The sequence below is a fragment of the Streptomyces sp. TOM-9 genome, from assembly GCF_056858595.1.
This window is the reverse complement of sequence record NZ_JBXEQB010000001.1, coordinates 4032501-4047561: the sequence shown is the minus strand read 5'-3', so window position 1 is coordinate 4047561 and position 15061 is coordinate 4032501. Positions and strand designations below refer to the sequence as shown.

The window sequence follows — 15061 nt, the reverse complement described above, 5'->3', positions numbered from 1 at the left end:
TCCGAGACGCCCAAGGCGTCGTCCGAAGTCCAGCGAACCGGGGCCCGAACCTCGATGTCCGTGAACAGTTCAGCCGGGACTCAATACGCCGCCCAGGCACCGGAGTTCCCGCGCCACGTCGTCACCGCCGTGCTCGTCGCCCACGACGGTGCCCGCTGGCTGCCCAACGCGCTCTCGGGTCTGGTCTCCCAGGACCGCCCGGTCCAGGACGTCATCGCCGCCGACACCGGCAGCGCCGACGACTCCGCCCGCCTGCTCGCCGAGAGCCTCGGCGACCACCGCGTCCTGCACCTCGCCCGGCGCAGCGGCTTCGGCGCCGCCGTCGACGAGTGCGTGCGCGCCGCCGAGCCCCTGACCGCGGAGCAACTGCCCTACCTGGGGCGGCCCAGCAGCTGGGACCCGGTCTCCCGCACCTGGAACGACGACGCCTATGACGAGCCCGAGGAGCCGCACGGCGAACCCGTGCAGTGGCTGTGGCTCCTGCACGACGACTGCGAGCCCGCCCCGGACGCCCTCCTCAACCTCCTGAGGGTCGCCGACGCCTCTCCGTCCGCCGCGATCATCGGCCCCAAGCTGCGCAGCTGGTACGACCGGCGCCAGCTGCTGGAGGTCGGCGTCTCCATCGCCCGCAGCGGCCGCCGCTGGACCGGCCTGGAGCGCCGCGAGCAGGACCAGGGCCAGCACGACCAGGTCCGCCAGGTGCTCTCGGTCTCCAGCGCGGGCATGCTGGTGCGCCGCGACGTGTGGGAGGACCTCGGCGGGTTCGACCGCCGGCTGCCGCTCATGCGCGACGACGTCGACTTCTGCTGGCGCGCCCAGTCCGCCGGCCACACCGTCCTCGTCGCCCCCGACGCCGTCCTGCGGCACGCCGAGGCGGCCTCCCGCGAGCGCCGACCCGTCGACTGCGCCGGCCGCTCCGTCGTCAACCCGCACCGCGTCGACAAGGCGGGCGCCGTCTACACGCTGCTGGCCAACACCCGCGGCGCCCTCCTCCCGTACGTCTTCGCGCGCATCGTGCTCGGCACGGTGCTGCGCACCCTCGCCTACCTCGTCGGCAAGGTCCCCGGACAGGCCGTCGACGAGATCACCGGCCTGCTGTCGGTCCTGCTGCGCCCCGGCCGCCTCCTCGGCGCCCGCCACCGGCGCTCCCGGCCCGCCGTCCCGGCCTCCGAACTGCGGACGCTCTTCCCGCCGCCCGGCGCGACCGTACGGGCCACCGTCGAGCAGGTCGTCAGCAACGTCTCCGGCCGTGCGGCCGCCGACGCCTCCTCCGCCGGACGCCACGGCGGGCTGGACTCCGGGCCCAGCGGGGGCGACGACGACGGCGAGTACCTGGAGGTCGAGCAGTTCGCGCTGCTGAAGCGCGTCGCGCGGCAACCCGCCCCGATGCTCTTCGCCGTCCTGCTGCTCTTCTCCCTCATCGCCTGCCGCGCGCTCCTCGGCGGCGGCGCCCTGTCCGGCGGGGCACTGCTGCCCGCCCCCGCCGACGCCTCCGACCTGTGGGGCTCCTACCTCGGCGCCTGGCACGCCCTGGGCGCCGGCAGCACCGAGACCGCGCCGCCCTACCTGGCGATCGTGGCCACCCTGGCGAGCGCCCTGCTCGGCAGCACCGGCCTCGCCCTGACCGTGCTCCTCGTCGCCTCGGTACCGCTCGCGGGCCTCAGCGCGTACTTCGTGTCGCGGCCGCTGGTCGAGTCCCGGCTGCTGCGCGCCTGGGGCGCCGTCGCGTACGCCTTCCTGCCCGCCGCCACCGGCGCCCTCGCCGGCGGCCGGCTCGGCACCGCGGTCCTGGCCATCCTGCTGCCGCTCATGGCCCGCGCCGCCGTCTCCGCGGCGGGCCTGCGGATGTCCGCCGACGCCGTCGAGCGGGGACTGCGGCCCGGCTGGCGCGCCGCCTGGGCCGTCGCGCTGCTGCTGACGATCACCACCGCGTTCACCCCCATCACCTGGCTCGTCACCCTGGTGCTCGCCGGCGTCGCCATCGCCACGCGCGTCGTGCGCGGGCAGGGCCGGCTCCTCGTCCCGCTGGCCATGCGCGCCGTGGCCGTCCTCGGCGCCCCCGTGGTGGTGCTCGCGCCCTGGTCGATCGGGCTGCTCACGCACCCCAAGCGGTTCCTGGACGAGGCCGGTCTGCCGTTCGGCGCCAAGTCCGCCACCGCCACCGACCTCCTCCTGATCAACCCCGGCGGCCCCGGCGCCGCCGGCGGCTACCTGCTCGCGGGCATCGTCCTGGCCGCGCTGGCCGCACTGGTGCGCGGCGAGCGCCGCTCGGCCATCGTCACCGCCTGGGCGGGCGCCCTGACCGGCCTGGTATTCGCCGTCCTCGCCAACAGCACCTCCTGGGCCGGCCCCGCCACGCTGGTGTACGGCCTGGCCCTGCTCGCCGCCGCCGCGGTGGGCGCCGAGGGCGCCAAGGAACGGCTCGCCGCCTCCGGCTTCGGCTGGCGCCAGCCCGTCGCCGCGCTCGTCGCCCTGGCCGCCGTGCTCGCCCCGCTGTCCGCCGCCGTCGGCTGGATGGCCGGTGGCGCCGACGGCCCGCTGGAGCGCCGCGACCCGACCCAGGTGCCCGCCTTCGTCGCCGAGGAGAGCACCACCCGCGACCAGGCCCGCACCCTCGTCCTTTCGGGCACGCCCGCCCACGTCTCATACGCCCTGGTCCGGGGCGCCGGAGCCCGCCTCGGCGACGCCGAGATCGCCGCCGCGGCCGGCAGCGACGCCCGGCTCGCCAAGATCGTCGGAAATCTCGTGGCCGGCTCCGGCGCCGACCAGGCCAGCCAACTCGGCGGCTACGCCGTGCGCTACGTCCTCGTCCAGAGCGGCGCCCCGCGCGAGATGAGCCGCACCCTCGACAGCACCCCGGGCCTGTCCCGGCTCAGCCAGGCCGACGGCAGCGCCCTGTGGCGGGTGGACGACGACGTCGCCCGCATCACGATCGTCGAGCCCTCCGGCAGCGGCGACGACAGCGGCTCCGGCGACGCCGCCGGCACCGGCTCCGGTGAGGATGCCGACGCCCCCGCCGACGTCGTCACCGTCGCCTCCGGCAAGGTGGAGGCCCACACCACCGTCCCGGCCGGCGCCGACGGCCGCGTCCTGCGCATCGCCGACCGCGCCGCCCCCGGCTGGACCGCCACCCTCGACGGCAAGGAGCTCACCGCCACCACCGTCGACGGCTGGGCCCAGGGCTTCCGGCTCCCCAGTAGCGGCGGCCGTCTCGACCTCGTCTACGACGACCCGTTCACGCACACCGTGTGGGTGTGGGTCCAGGGCTTCCTCGGCCTGGTGCTCGTGGTCATGGCCCTGCCCGGCCGGCGCCGCGAGGTCGACGACGACCTGCCCGACGCGGAGGCCGCGCCCGTGGCCGAGGCCGCGGCCGCCGGCATCCCGGCGCAGGGCGGCGGCGACGGCCGTCGCGCCCGCCGGCTGCGCGCCGCCGCCGAGGCCGAGGGGGAGGCGGACGACGCCCCCGCGGAGCCCGAGGCCGCCGGGCCCCCGCACCAGGAGCAGGCCGAGTACGCGCAGTACGCCGAGTACGACCCGTACGCCGCCGGCCCCCAGCAGGACGACCCGTACGGCCAGGAGCAGTGGGCCGCGGAGTACACCAGCACCTACGGCTACGAGCAGCCCGCCCAGCCGCAGGAGCAGGTCTACGACCCGTACGGCTACGGCCAGGAGTCCCAGCAGCCCGGCTACGACCGGCAGGGCTACGAGCAGCAGTCCCAGCAGCCGCAGGGGTACGAGGAGCAGCCCCGGCAGCAGGGCTACGACGCTTCGTACGCCCCCTACGGCACCTACGACACGGACGCTTACGACACGGACGGCTACCGCCGCGACGGGAGCAACCAGCAGTGAACCGCAGCACCCTCTCCCTGATCGGCGTCACCGCCGCCCTGGCCGCGGTCGCAGGCGTCGCCACCGTCTCCGGCGCGGGCACCCCGGACGCGGCGCCCGCCGTGAGCGCGGCGCGGCTGCCCGTCGAGCGGTCCACGCTGGCCTGCCCGGCCCCGTCGGACTCGGACTTCGCCACGACCACGTACACCGCCTTCACGCCCAAGGGCGACTCCGCCGGCTCGGGCGGCGCCGCCGCCCTGCTGGCCGCCGCCGACCAGGACGGCAAGGCCGCGGCCAAGCGCAAGCCGGTCGCACCACTGAAGGAGGCCGGCCTGCCGGTCACCGCGGTCACCGAGGCCTCCGACGCCCCCGCGCTCATCGGCACCGCCGACGGGGCGCTCGCCCCCGGCTGGACCGTGCAGCAGACCACGGTGGTCGACGCGGGCCCGGCGCGGGCGGTGCTGGGTGCCTCCTGTGCCGTGCCGGACAGCGAGTTCTGGTTCCCCGGGGTCAGCACCGGCGCCGGCCGGCAGGACTACGTCCACCTGACCAACCCCGACGACACCTCCGCCGTCATCGACCTCGCGCTCTACGGCGACAAGGGCGAGGTCAAGACCAGCACGACCGACGGCATCACGGTGCCGCCGGGCGCGACCGTACCCGTCCTGCTCTCCACGCTCACCACGGAGAAGTCCGACGCCCTCACCCTGCACGTCAGCGCCCGCAGCGGCCGGGTCGGCGCCACCGTGGAGGCCGAGGACGCCAAGGCCGGCGGCGACTGGCTGCCCGCCTCCACCGACCCCGCCGCCGAGGCCGTCATGCCCGGCATCCCCGGCGACGCCTCCGATGTGCGCCTGGTGGTCTTCGCGACCGGCGACAGCGACGCCGATCTCAAGCTGCGGCTCGCCTCCTCGGGCGGCGAGATCACCCCCGCCGGGCACGAGACCGTGCACGTCAAGAGCGGCATGACCACCGCCGTCGACCTCGGCGACGTCACCAAGGGCGAGGCCGGCTCGCTGATCCTCAGCCCGACCGACCCCTCCGACGAGGCCCCCGTGGTCGCCGCCCTGCGGATCACCCGCGGCAAGGGCGCCAACCAGGAGACCGCCTTCCTGCCCGCCACCGCCCCGATCGGCGACCGCGCCAGCGCCGCCGACAACCGCACCAAGGGCTCGACGCTCGCCCTGACCGCGCCGGAGGGCGACGCCACCGTGCGAGTCGTCACCTCCGCCTCGACCAAGGGCGGCGAACCCGTCACCAAGAACGTCCCGGTCAAGCGCGGCACGACGGTCGTCCTGTCACCGCCCGCCCCCTCCGCGGGCAAGGGCGCCTTCGCCGTCACGGTGGAACCCGCCTCGGGCGGCCCCGTCTACGCCTCCCGGATGCTCGCGCTGCCGGAGGGCGGCGTCCCGATGTTCACCATCCAGACCATGCCGGACGACCGGGGTCTGGTCGCCGTGCCGAAGTCGGAAGAGGACCTGTCCATCCTCAACCGCTGACGATCCCCGACCGGCACGGGCCCGCGGGCCCGTGCCGGTACCGGGATCAGCCCTCCCCGTACCGGGGGTCGACGTTCTCCGGTGACAGTCCGAGCAGTTCGGCCACCTGCTCCACGACCACGTCGTGCACCAGCAGGGCCCGTTCCTCGCGGCTCTTGGCCCGGATCTCCACCGGTCGCCGGTACACCACGATGCGGTGCGGGTTGCCCTTCTGCCCGCCGAGGAGCCGCCCCAGCGGCACCCCGTCGTCGAACCGGCCGTCGGCCGCGGCGCCGTCGGCACCGTCCGCCGGCCAGGGCACCTCCTGCACCGCGAACTCCACCTCCGCCAGTTGCGGCCAGCGCCGCTCGAGCCGGTCCGCCGCGTCGCGCACCAGGTCGTCGAAGGCGTCGGCGCGGGTGCGTGCCAGGGGCACCTGCGGGGGCGCGATGGGGCCGCGCATGCCGCGGCCGTGTCGGTCGCGGTGGCGCTGGCGCGGTGCGGGCGAAGGGGTGTCCATCACCTCTGAGAGTAGCCGTCGGGAGCCCCGGTTATGCGGCTCCGTGACCGCTGCCACCACCACGGGGGACGAGGACCGGACATCCCCGTTGATGTCGCAGAATGTACGGTCGATCGCCCCTGGCGCCCACGTGATTCCCCTGGCCTGACCGCTTCACCGATCGCAATTGGCGTCATTTGCAGCGTTTGGTGATCGGTGTCCTCGGAGGGGTGCCCGTACATTTCCGGCCCTTTGCAGGTCAGGTGTGTTGACCCCAGGTCGGACCTTCCCGGCCAACCCGGACGACACGACGGGGTGAGCTCCTGGGGAGTCGTCGCGGCCCGCTCAAGAGTGCGGTACCGTCCAACGTCGTGAGCCTTGTACGTCGCTGTTCGCGCACCGCGTGTGGCCGTCCCGCCGTCGCGACGCTGACGTACGTCTACGCGGACTCCACCGCCGTCCTCGGCCCGCTCGCCACCTACGCCGAGCCCCACTGCTACGACCTGTGCTCGGAGCACTCCGAGCGCCTCACCGCCCCCCGCGGCTGGGAAGTCGTACGGCTCGCCACGGACACCGGACCCAGCCGCCCCAGCGGTGACGACCTCGAAGCGCTCGCCAACGCCGTTCGCGAGGCCGCCCGCCCCCAGGAACGCGAGGGCAACGGCACCAACGGCCGCGGCGGCGACCCCATGGAGATCGCCCGGCGCGGGCACCTGCGCGTCCTGCGCTCGCCCGATTCCTGAACCGGCACCCCCCGCCATACCCCGCCCCGGGTCCGCACGTGCACCCGGGCTCCTCATCGGCCCGTTCGGATCCGCCCGGTAGGTTGGCTCTTGCCACGATCCATCCACCGGCAACCGGATTCAGAGCGGAGCACATGCGGTGACCGACCTCTCCCAGCTCGTGAAGGCGTACGACGTCCGCGGAGTCGTCCCCGACCAATGGGGCGAGCCGCTCGCCGAACTCTTCGGCGCGGCCTTCGTCACCGTGACCGGTGCCGACGCGATCGTGACGGGCCACGACATGCGGCCCTCCTCGCCCGGCCTGTCCCGGGCCTTCGCCCGCGGCGCGGCCTCGCGCGGCGCCGAGGTCACCGAGATCGGCCTCTGCTCCACCGACCAGCTGTACTTCGCCAGCGGCAAGCTGGGCCTGCCCGGCGCCATGTTCACCGCCAGCCACAACCCGGCCCGGTACAACGGCATCAAGATGTGCCGCGCCGGCGCCGCCCCCGTCGGCCAGGACACCGGCCTCATCGAGATCCGCGAGCTCGTCGAGCAGTGGTCCGACACCGGCCTCCCGGCGAGCGACGCCACCCCCGGCGAGGTCACCCAGCGGGACATGCTCGCCGACTACGCCGCCCACCTGCGCACCCTGGTCGACCTGAGCTCCATCCGGCACCTCAAGGTCGTCGTCGACGCCGGCAACGGCATGGGCGGCCACACCGTCCCCACCGTCTTCGACGGCCTGCCCGTCGACCTCGTCCCGATGTACTTCGAGCTCGACGGCACCTTCCCCAACCACGAGGCCAACCCCCTCGACCCGAAGAACATCGTCGACCTGCAGGACAAGGTGCGCGAGACCGGCGCCGACATCGGCATCGCCTTCGACGGCGACGCCGACCGCTGCTTCGTCGTCGACGAGCGCGGCGAGCCCGTCTCCCCCTCCGCGATCACCGCCCTTGTCGCCGCCCGCGAACTGGCCAAGCACCCCGGCTCCACCGTCATCCACAACCTGATCACCTCGTGGTCCGTGCCCGAGGTCGTCAAGGAGCACGGAGGGACGCCCGTCCGCACCCGCGTCGGCCACTCCTTCATCAAGCAGGAGATGGCCCGCACCGGCGCCGTCTTCGGCGGCGAGCACTCCGCGCACTACTACTTCCGCGACTTCTGGAACGCCGACACCGGCATGCTCGCCGCGCTCCACGTCCTCGCCGCCCTCGGCGGCCAGGACGGCACGCTGTCCGGACTCGTCGCCGAGTACGACCGCTACGCCGCCTCCGGCGAGATCAACACCGCCGTCGACGACCAGGCCGGCCGCACCGCCGCCGTCCGCGCGGCCTACGCCGACCGCCCGGGCACCGGCCTCGACGAGCTCGACGGCCTCACGGTCACCGGCGACGGCTGGTGGTTCAACCTGCGCCCCTCCAACACCGAGCCGCTGCTGCGCCTCAACGTGGAGGCCCGCGACACCGAGCTCATGGCCGGCGTCCGCGACGAGGTCCTCGCCATCGTCCGCGCCTGACGGCCACCCCGCCGGAGGAGGCACCGCACCGCACCGCCTCCTCCGACGGGGGACCGGGGCCCCCGACACGGTCACGCGGGCCCGCCCGCCCGGCGATAGGCTGAATCGGCCGGTCCGGACACGTACGCCCGCACACGGCGGACGCCCGGAAACCACGACCACGACACGACCACACGGGAGAAGCCACCCATGCCGCTCGTCGAAGCCAGCCTCCTGGAGATCCTCGCCTGCCCCGCCTGCCACGCGCCGCTGCGCGAGGACGTCGAGGCCACCGAGCTCACCTGCACCTCCGCCGACTGCGGCCTGGCCTACCCCGTGCGCGACGACATCCCCGTCCTCCTCGTCGACGAGGCCCGCCGCCCCGCGTAACGCGACCCGGCCGCCCGCCACCGCACGCCCGCCCGCGCCGTACGCACACCGGCGCCGGCACGGGCACCCGCACCGCACGGCGCCCCGCGACACCTGACACAACCGGACCGGACCGGAGGTCACCCCCGATGCTGGACGAGACGCTGCTCGACGACCCCGACGCCCTCGCCCGCGCCGACACCCGCGGCCTCCTCCTCGGCGTCGCCGCCGCAGGCGCCCGCGTCCGCACCGCCGCCCGCCTCGCCCAGGAGGCAGGCGTCGGCGAACTCAAGCCCGACGGCCGCCCCCGCAGCGTCCTGGTCGCCGGCCCCGGCGCGGTCGCCGTCGCCGCCGTCGCCGAACTGCTGGCCGCCCTCGGCAACGGCAGCGGGCCCGTACTGCCCCTGCACCCCACCGGCCCCGCCCCGTACGACCTGCGATGGGCCCTCCCCGGCTGGGCCGGCCCCATGGACCTGCTGCTCATCGCCAGCCCCGCCGGCACCGAGGCGGGCCTGGCCGACCTCATCGAGCAGGCCTACCGCCGCGGCTGCACCGCCGCCGCCGTCGTCCCCGCCGGCTCACCCATCGCCGAGGCGATCCAGCAGGTACGGGGCATGGTCCTGCCGTACGCCCCCGCGCCCGACCCGGCGTCCGTCGCGGGGGTCCTCGGCGAGGCCGCCGACCCTGCCGAGGACCTCGGCGCCTTCTGGGCGCTGCTCACCCCGCTGCTCGCCCTCGGCGACCGCATCGGCCTGCTCGCCGCCCCGCCCGACGCCATCGAGCGCGTCGCCGACCGCCTCGACGAGGTCGCCGCCCGCTGCGGCCCCGCCACCGCCACCTACAGCAACCCCGCCAAGGCACTCGCCTCCGAACTCGCCGAATCCCTGCCGGTGATGTGGAGCGAGGGGCCGGTCGCCTCCGTCGCCGCCCGGCGCTTCGCCGCGGCCATCGCCGCCCGCGCCGGACGCCCCGCCCTGCACGGCGAACTCCCCGAGGCACTCGACACCCACGGCGCGCTGCTCGCCGGCTCCCTGGCCGGCGCCCTCGACCCCGAGGACTTCTTCCGCGACCGCGTCGACGAGCCCGAGGACCTGCGCCTGCGCGTCGTGCTCCTGCACCGCCCCGGCAACGCCGCCTCGAGCTCCGCCCCGCTCGCCCGCGAGCTCGCCACGACCCACGACACCCCGCTGAGCGAGCTCGCCCCCGCCGAGGGAGGCGACCTGGAATCCGCCGTCGAACTCCTCGCCGTCACGGATTTCGCCTCCGTTTACCTCGCCATCACTTCCACCGGGAGATCATGACCGCATGGACCGCCTGACCAACACCATCCGCCCGTACGCCTGGGGTTCCACCAGCGCGATCCCCGAACTGCTCGGCACCACCCCCACGGGCGAGCCGCAGGCCGAACTGTGGATGGGCGCCCACCCCGGCGCCCCCTCCCGCATCGACCGCGGCAACGGTCCGGTCCCGCTCGACCAGGTCATCGCCGCCGACCCGGACGGTGAACTCGGCGCCCCTGCCGTCGAACGCTTCGGCCCCCGGCTGCCGTTCCTGCTCAAGCTCCTCGCCGCCGGCTCCCCCCTCTCCCTGCAGGTCCACCCCGACCTCGCCCAGGCCGCCGCCGGCTTCGCCGACGAGGAGGCCCGCGGCGTCCCCGTCGACGCCCCGCACCGCAACTACAAGGACGCCAACCACAAGCCGGAGATGATCGTCGCGCTCACCCCCTTCGAGGGACTGTGCGGCTTCCGCCACCCCGAGGAGACCGCGGCCCTCCTCTCCGGCCTCGGCGTCGACTCCCTCAAGCCCTACGTCGACCTGCTGCGCGCCCACCCCGAGGAGGCCGCCCTCCGCGAGGTCCTCACCGCCGTACTCGGAGCCGAACACGACGCCATGGCCGGCACCGTGGACGAAGCCGCCGAAGCCGCCGGCCGGCTCGCCACCGAGGGCGGACCGAACGCAGACGCCTACGCCGCCTACGCCGCCATCGCGCACGCCTACCCCGGCGACCCAGGCGTCATCGCCGCCATGCTGCTCAACCACGTCCGACTCCAGCCCGGCGAGGCGCTCTTCCTCGGCGCCGGCATACCGCACGCCTATCTCAGCGGCCTCGGCGTCGAGATCATGGCCAACTCCGACAACGTCCTGCGCTGCGGCCTCACCCCCAAGCACGTCGACATCCCCGAACTGCTGCGCATCGTCCGCTTCCACGCGGGTGACGCCGGTGTCCTGCGCCCCGAGGCGTCCCCCGACGGCGAGGAGCTCTACGGCACCCCCATCGACGAGTTCCGGCTCTCCCGGTACTCGCTCGCCGCCGGCGCCGCCCCCCGCACCCCCCACGACCGCACCGCCCAGATCCTGCTCTGCACCGAGGGCACCGCCACCCTGCGCACACCCGGCGACCCTGCGGCCCCGGAACTCACCCTCGGCCGCGGCCAGTCCGCCTACGTTCCCGCAGGCGAACAGGTCGAACTCACCGGCGAGGGGACCGTCTTCCGGGCCACCGTGGTGGCCTGACGCACCACGCGAAGCACGGCCTGCAAGAATGTCCCGCCGTAACGCCGTAAAGACCGGGCAAAGACCAGGGCCGACGGAAGGGACCATCAGCACCTATGAGCGCGTCAGGCGGAACCAAGGCGATCGTCGCCGCATTGGGCGCCAACCTCGCCATCGCGGTGAGCAAGTTCGTGGCGTTCGCCTTCAGCGGCTCCTCGTCCATGCTCGCCGAAGGCGTGCACTCGGTGGCCGACTCCGGCAACCAGGCGCTGCTCCTGCTCGGCGGCAAGAAGGCACAGAAGAAGGCCACCGAGGAACACCCCTTCGGCTACGGCCGTGAGCGGTACATCTACGGCTTCCTCGTCTCCATCGTGCTGTTCACCATCGGTGGCGTCTTCGCCCTCTACGAGGGCTACGAGAAGGTCCAGCACCCCCACGAGATCGAGCACTGGTACTGGCCCATCGGCGTCCTGGTCTTCGCGATCGTCGCCGAGGGCTTCTCTTTCCGCACCGCCATCAAGGAATCCAACGTGGTGCGCGGCAAGCAGACCTGGAGCCAGTTCATCCGCACCGCCAAGGCCCCCGAACTCCCCGTCGTCCTCCTCGAGGACTTCGGCGCGCTCGTCGGCCTCGTGCTCGCCCTCGGCGGCGTCGGCCTGTCCCTGCTCACCGGCGACGGCATCTGGGACGGCATCGGCACCCTCTGCATCGGCGTCCTCCTCGTCGCCATCGCGCTCGTCCTCGCCTCCGAGACCAAGTCGCTGCTCCTCGGCGAGGCCGCCGGACCCGAGGTCGTCGCCCGCATCCGCGCGGCCATCGTCGACGGCGACACCGTCACCCGCCTGATCCACATGCGCACGCTCCACCTCGGCCCCGACGAGCTCCTCGTCGCCGCCAAGATCGCCGTGCAGCACGACGACACCGCCACCGACGTCGCCCGCGCCATCGACGCCGCCGAGGCCCGCATCCGCGAGGCCGAGCCCATCGCCCGCGTCATCTACCTCGAACCGGACATCTACCGCGAGCCGTCGGCCGCCCCCACCGCCCCCACGGCGGACTGACCCCCTCCACACGACCTCCACGCACCTTCCGGACGCGCCCGGCCACTCGGTGTAGATTCGTCCCTAGCCAGACGTCGCTGCTGATGGCGGTCGGGCGGTCCGGACACGGACCGGCCGAGGGAGAGAGGGCCTCCGACGGGCTGAGCTGCGGTCGAGGGAGACGTATGTCCGCATGCCTCCCCCCGCCCCGCAGCGGAAAGCCGATGTCCGTTCTGGAAGCACCCCACGAGGAGACTGCATGTCCCCCGTCACCAACGACTTCAAGGTCGCCGACCTCTCCCTGGCCGCCTTCGGCCGCAAGGAGATCACCCTCGCCGAGCACGAGATGCCCGGCCTGATGGCCATCCGCGAGGAGTTCGCGGCCTCCCAGCCGCTGGCCGGCGCCCGCATCACCGGCTCCCTGCACATGACCGTGCAGACCGCCGTCCTCATCGAGACCCTCGCCGCCCTCGGCGCCCAGGTCCGCTGGGCCTCCTGCAACATCTTCTCCACGCAGGACCACGCCGCCGCGGCCATCGCCGTCGGCCCGCACGGCACCCCCGAGAACCCGCAGGGCATCCCCGTCTTCGCCTGGAAGGGCGAGACCCTCGCCGAGTACTGGTGGTGCACCGAGCAGGCCCTCACCTGGCCCGACTCGCCCACCGGCGGCCCGAACATGATCCTCGACGACGGCGGCGACGCCACCCTGCTCGTCCACAAGGGCGTCGAGTTCGAGAAGGCCGGCCAGGCCCCCGACCCCTCCACCGCCGACAGCGAGGAGTACGAGCAGATCCTGCTGCTCCTCAACCGCACCCTCGGCGAGAACCCCCAGAAGTGGACCCAGCTCTCCTCCGAGATCCGCGGCGTCACCGAGGAGACCACCACCGGCGTCCACCGCCTGTACGAGATGCAGCGCGACGGCACCCTGCTCTTCCCGGCGATCAACGTCAACGACGCCGTCACCAAGTCGAAGTTCGACAACAAGTACGGCTGCCGCCACTCCCTCATCGACGGCATCAACCGCGCCACCGACGTCCTCATCGGCGGCAAGGTCGCCGTCGTCTGCGGCTACGGCGACGTCGGCAAGGGCTGCGCCGAGTCGCTGCGCGGCCAGGGCGCCCGCGTCATCATCACCGAGATCGACCCCATCAACGCCCTCCAGGCCGCGATGGACGGCTACCAGGTCACCACGCTCGAGGACGTCGTCGAGACCGCCGACATCTTCGTCACCACCACCGGCAACCGCGACATCATCCTCGCCGAGCACATGCAGCGCATGAAGCACCAGGCGATCGTCGGCAACATCGGCCACTTCGACAACGAGATCGACATGGCCGGCCTCGCCAAGATCCCCGGCATCGTCAAGGACGAGGTCAAGCCCCAGGTCCACACCTGGACCTTCTCCGACGGCAAGGTCCTGATCGTGCTGTCCGAGGGCCGCCTGCTCAACCTGGGCAACGCCACCGGCCACCCCTCGTTCGTGATGTCCAACTCCTTCTCGGACCAGACCCTGGCCCAGATCGAGCTGTTCACCAAGCCCGAGGAGTACCCGATCGGCGTCTACGTCCTGCCCAAGCACCTCGACGAGAAGGTCGCCCGGCTCCACCTCGACGCCCTCGGCGTCAAGCTCACCACCCTGCGCCCCGAGCAGGCCGCCTACATCGGCGTCCCGGTCGACGGCCCCTACAAGCCGGACCACTACCGCTACTGACGCCGCCCGGGCCGCCCGCACGACAGCGCGCCACCGGCCCCGATGGCACCACAGGAGCCACCCCGCAGGCCCCCGCCCCCGGCGGGGGCCTGCCCCGTCGGGTCCCCGCCCGCTTTGTAAGGTCGAACCATGCCCCGCGGCCGCTACTCGTTCCACGACACCCACGACCACACCCCCCTCGGCGAAGAACACTTCCACTGCGCCACCGGCCCCACCGGCTGGCGCTACACCGCACAGAACACCCACCCCGACGGCGGCCACGCCGGCTCCGTCGACCTCACCATCGACGAACTCGGCCGCCCCATCCGCCTGGAACTGCACGCCGCGAGCTGGCAGGTCCGCGGCGCCGCCCTCGACGGCCTCACCTGGGTCCGTACCGACCCCTCCGGCGAACACGCTCAGGAGGGCAACGTCCCCGCCCACGCCTTCACCGGCGCGTCACCCGCGTTCTACGTCGCCACCGCGCGGCTGCTCCGTCTGCAGCCCGGCTCCCCGGCCACCCGCGTCCGCCTCGTCGCATTCCAGCCCCCCGTGCTCGCACCCCGCACCCTCGACCAGTCGTGGGCCCTGATCAAGAGCGATGCACACACCACCGACAACGCCCCCCTGCTCGTGGACGAATACCAGGTCAACGACCTGGAGACCGGTGAACAACACACCGTCCACATCGCCGGCGACGTCGTCCTCTCCGCCCCGGGCATCGAACTCGAGGACCTCGAGTCACCCCCGTCCCGGTTCCCCGCGACGGACTGACCCGCCGACGCAGCGGCGACCCCTCACGCCGGAGGCGTGAAGCCCGTCGACGAGGACGAGGACGAGGAGGAGGACGTCGAGGACGGAGGCACCGGCGCCTGCGGGGCCTGCCCCCCGCCCCCCGGCGGCACCGCGTCCCCCCGCACCCCGCCGTCCGTACCGGGCACCACCCAGCCCGCCGCAGGCGGCACCGGCGCCCGGCCCTTCCCCGGCTCCGCGACCCAGAAGCCCCCCGGCTCGACGACCCCGTCGACCGGAGCGCCGTCCGGAATGCCGAAGACCCGGCGCGCGTCCCGCGCCTGCCGCTCCGCCACCGCCGCCGCCAGGAACCCCGCCGGCGGCGTCCCCTCCGGCACCGTGGCCCCCGTGCACGCCACGACGTCCCCCGCGAGCCGTTCCGCCATCGACCAGCCCACCTGCGGATCCAGCTGATGCATCCGCGACAGGTACTGCCGCACCGCCAGCCACAGCCCCTCAGGCACCGCCGACAGGTCCACCCCCGCCAACTGCCCCGCCAGCCACGGCGGCGCGGGTGGCATCGGCCGCGGTGACCGCGTCACCGGGATCCGTTCCCGCACCACCAGCGTCCCCGCGAAGACGTCCCCGATCCGCCGACCGCGCGCCGACACCAGCGAGGCGATGCAGGCGATCACCCCGAGGAACATCTGGA

General features: G+C 73.9%; 12 protein-coding genes (1 of these 12 running past the window's edge). 10 read left to right on the top strand and 2 right to left on the bottom strand.

Going from position 1 to position 15061, the window contains the following annotated elements; all coding sequences use genetic code 11:
• Nucleotides 1–54 precede the first annotated feature (54 nt).
• Nucleotides 55–3849 (top strand): glycosyltransferase, encoded by a 3795-nt coding sequence (locus AC1VWI_RS18760; protein ID WP_499512165.1) that lies wholly within the window; start codon nt 55–57, stop codon nt 3847–3849.
• A complete protein-coding gene (locus AC1VWI_RS18755; protein ID WP_499512164.1) occupies nt 3846–5327 on the top strand; it encodes a DUF5719 family protein in 1482 nt (493 codons plus the stop codon). Before AC1VWI_RS18760 ends, AC1VWI_RS18755 begins: the two co-directional genes overlap by 4 nt.
• A gap of 46 nt (nt 5328–5373) precedes the next feature.
• Here the strand turns inward: AC1VWI_RS18755 and AC1VWI_RS18750 are convergent, their stop codons facing one another.
• Nucleotides 5374–5826 (bottom strand): metallopeptidase family protein, encoded by a 453-nt coding sequence (locus tag AC1VWI_RS18750; RefSeq protein WP_499512163.1) that lies wholly within the window; start codon nt 5824–5826, stop codon nt 5374–5376.
• 302 nt (nt 5827–6128) lie between these two features.
• On the opposite strand from AC1VWI_RS18750, the gene AC1VWI_RS18745 reads away from it, so the two are divergent.
• From AC1VWI_RS18745 to AC1VWI_RS18710, 8 genes are all read left to right on the top strand, one after another.
• Nucleotides 6129–6548 carry a DUF3499 domain-containing protein gene (locus AC1VWI_RS18745; RefSeq protein WP_499516849.1) on the top strand — a complete coding sequence of 140 codons (420 nt, stop codon included), beginning with the start codon at nt 6129–6131 and terminating at the stop codon, nt 6546–6548.
• Between the two features lie 139 nt (nt 6549–6687).
• Complete coding sequence (locus tag AC1VWI_RS18740; protein WP_499512162.1) at nt 6688–8046, top strand: phosphomannomutase/phosphoglucomutase; 1359 nt, start codon at nt 6688–6690, stop codon at nt 8044–8046.
• A 189-nt stretch (nt 8047–8235) separates the two neighbouring features.
• Nucleotides 8236–8415, top strand: a complete 180-nt coding sequence (locus tag AC1VWI_RS18735; protein WP_431967699.1) for a Trm112 family protein — start codon at nt 8236–8238, stop codon at nt 8413–8415.
• Nucleotides 8416–8543: 128 nt separating this feature from the next.
• The gene (locus tag AC1VWI_RS18730) at nt 8544–9695 is read left to right on the top strand and encodes an SIS domain-containing protein (RefSeq protein ID WP_499512161.1); all 1152 of its coding nucleotides are present in this window, start codon (nt 8544–8546) and stop codon (nt 9693–9695) included.
• A gap of 4 nt (nt 9696–9699) precedes the next feature.
• Nucleotides 9700–10908: a mannose-6-phosphate isomerase, class I gene (gene manA, locus AC1VWI_RS18725; RefSeq protein WP_499512160.1), complete on the top strand. Its 1209-nt coding sequence runs from the start codon at nt 9700–9702 to the stop codon at nt 10906–10908.
• Between the two features lie 95 nt (nt 10909–11003).
• Complete coding sequence (locus AC1VWI_RS18720; RefSeq protein ID WP_499512159.1) at nt 11004–11948, top strand: cation diffusion facilitator family transporter; 945 nt, start codon at nt 11004–11006, stop codon at nt 11946–11948.
• 238 nt (nt 11949–12186) lie between these two features.
• Nucleotides 12187–13638 (top strand): adenosylhomocysteinase, encoded by a 1452-nt coding sequence (ahcY, locus tag AC1VWI_RS18715; protein WP_499512158.1) that lies wholly within the window; start codon nt 12187–12189, stop codon nt 13636–13638.
• Between the two features lie 129 nt (nt 13639–13767).
• On the top strand, nt 13768–14391 hold the full coding sequence (locus AC1VWI_RS18710) for a hypothetical protein (protein ID WP_499512157.1): 624 nt from the start codon (nt 13768–13770) through the stop codon (nt 14389–14391).
• A 23-nt stretch (nt 14392–14414) separates the two neighbouring features.
• On the opposite strand, the gene AC1VWI_RS18705 is transcribed toward AC1VWI_RS18710, so the two are convergent.
• A protein-coding gene (locus tag AC1VWI_RS18705; RefSeq protein ID WP_499512156.1) for an RDD family protein crosses the window boundary here: on the bottom strand, nt 14415–15061 show its 3' portion. Its footprint extends 376 nt past the window's final position; 647 of the gene's 1023 nt are visible here — the last part of the coding sequence; the start codon falls outside the window, past its right edge; its stop codon occupies nt 14415–14417.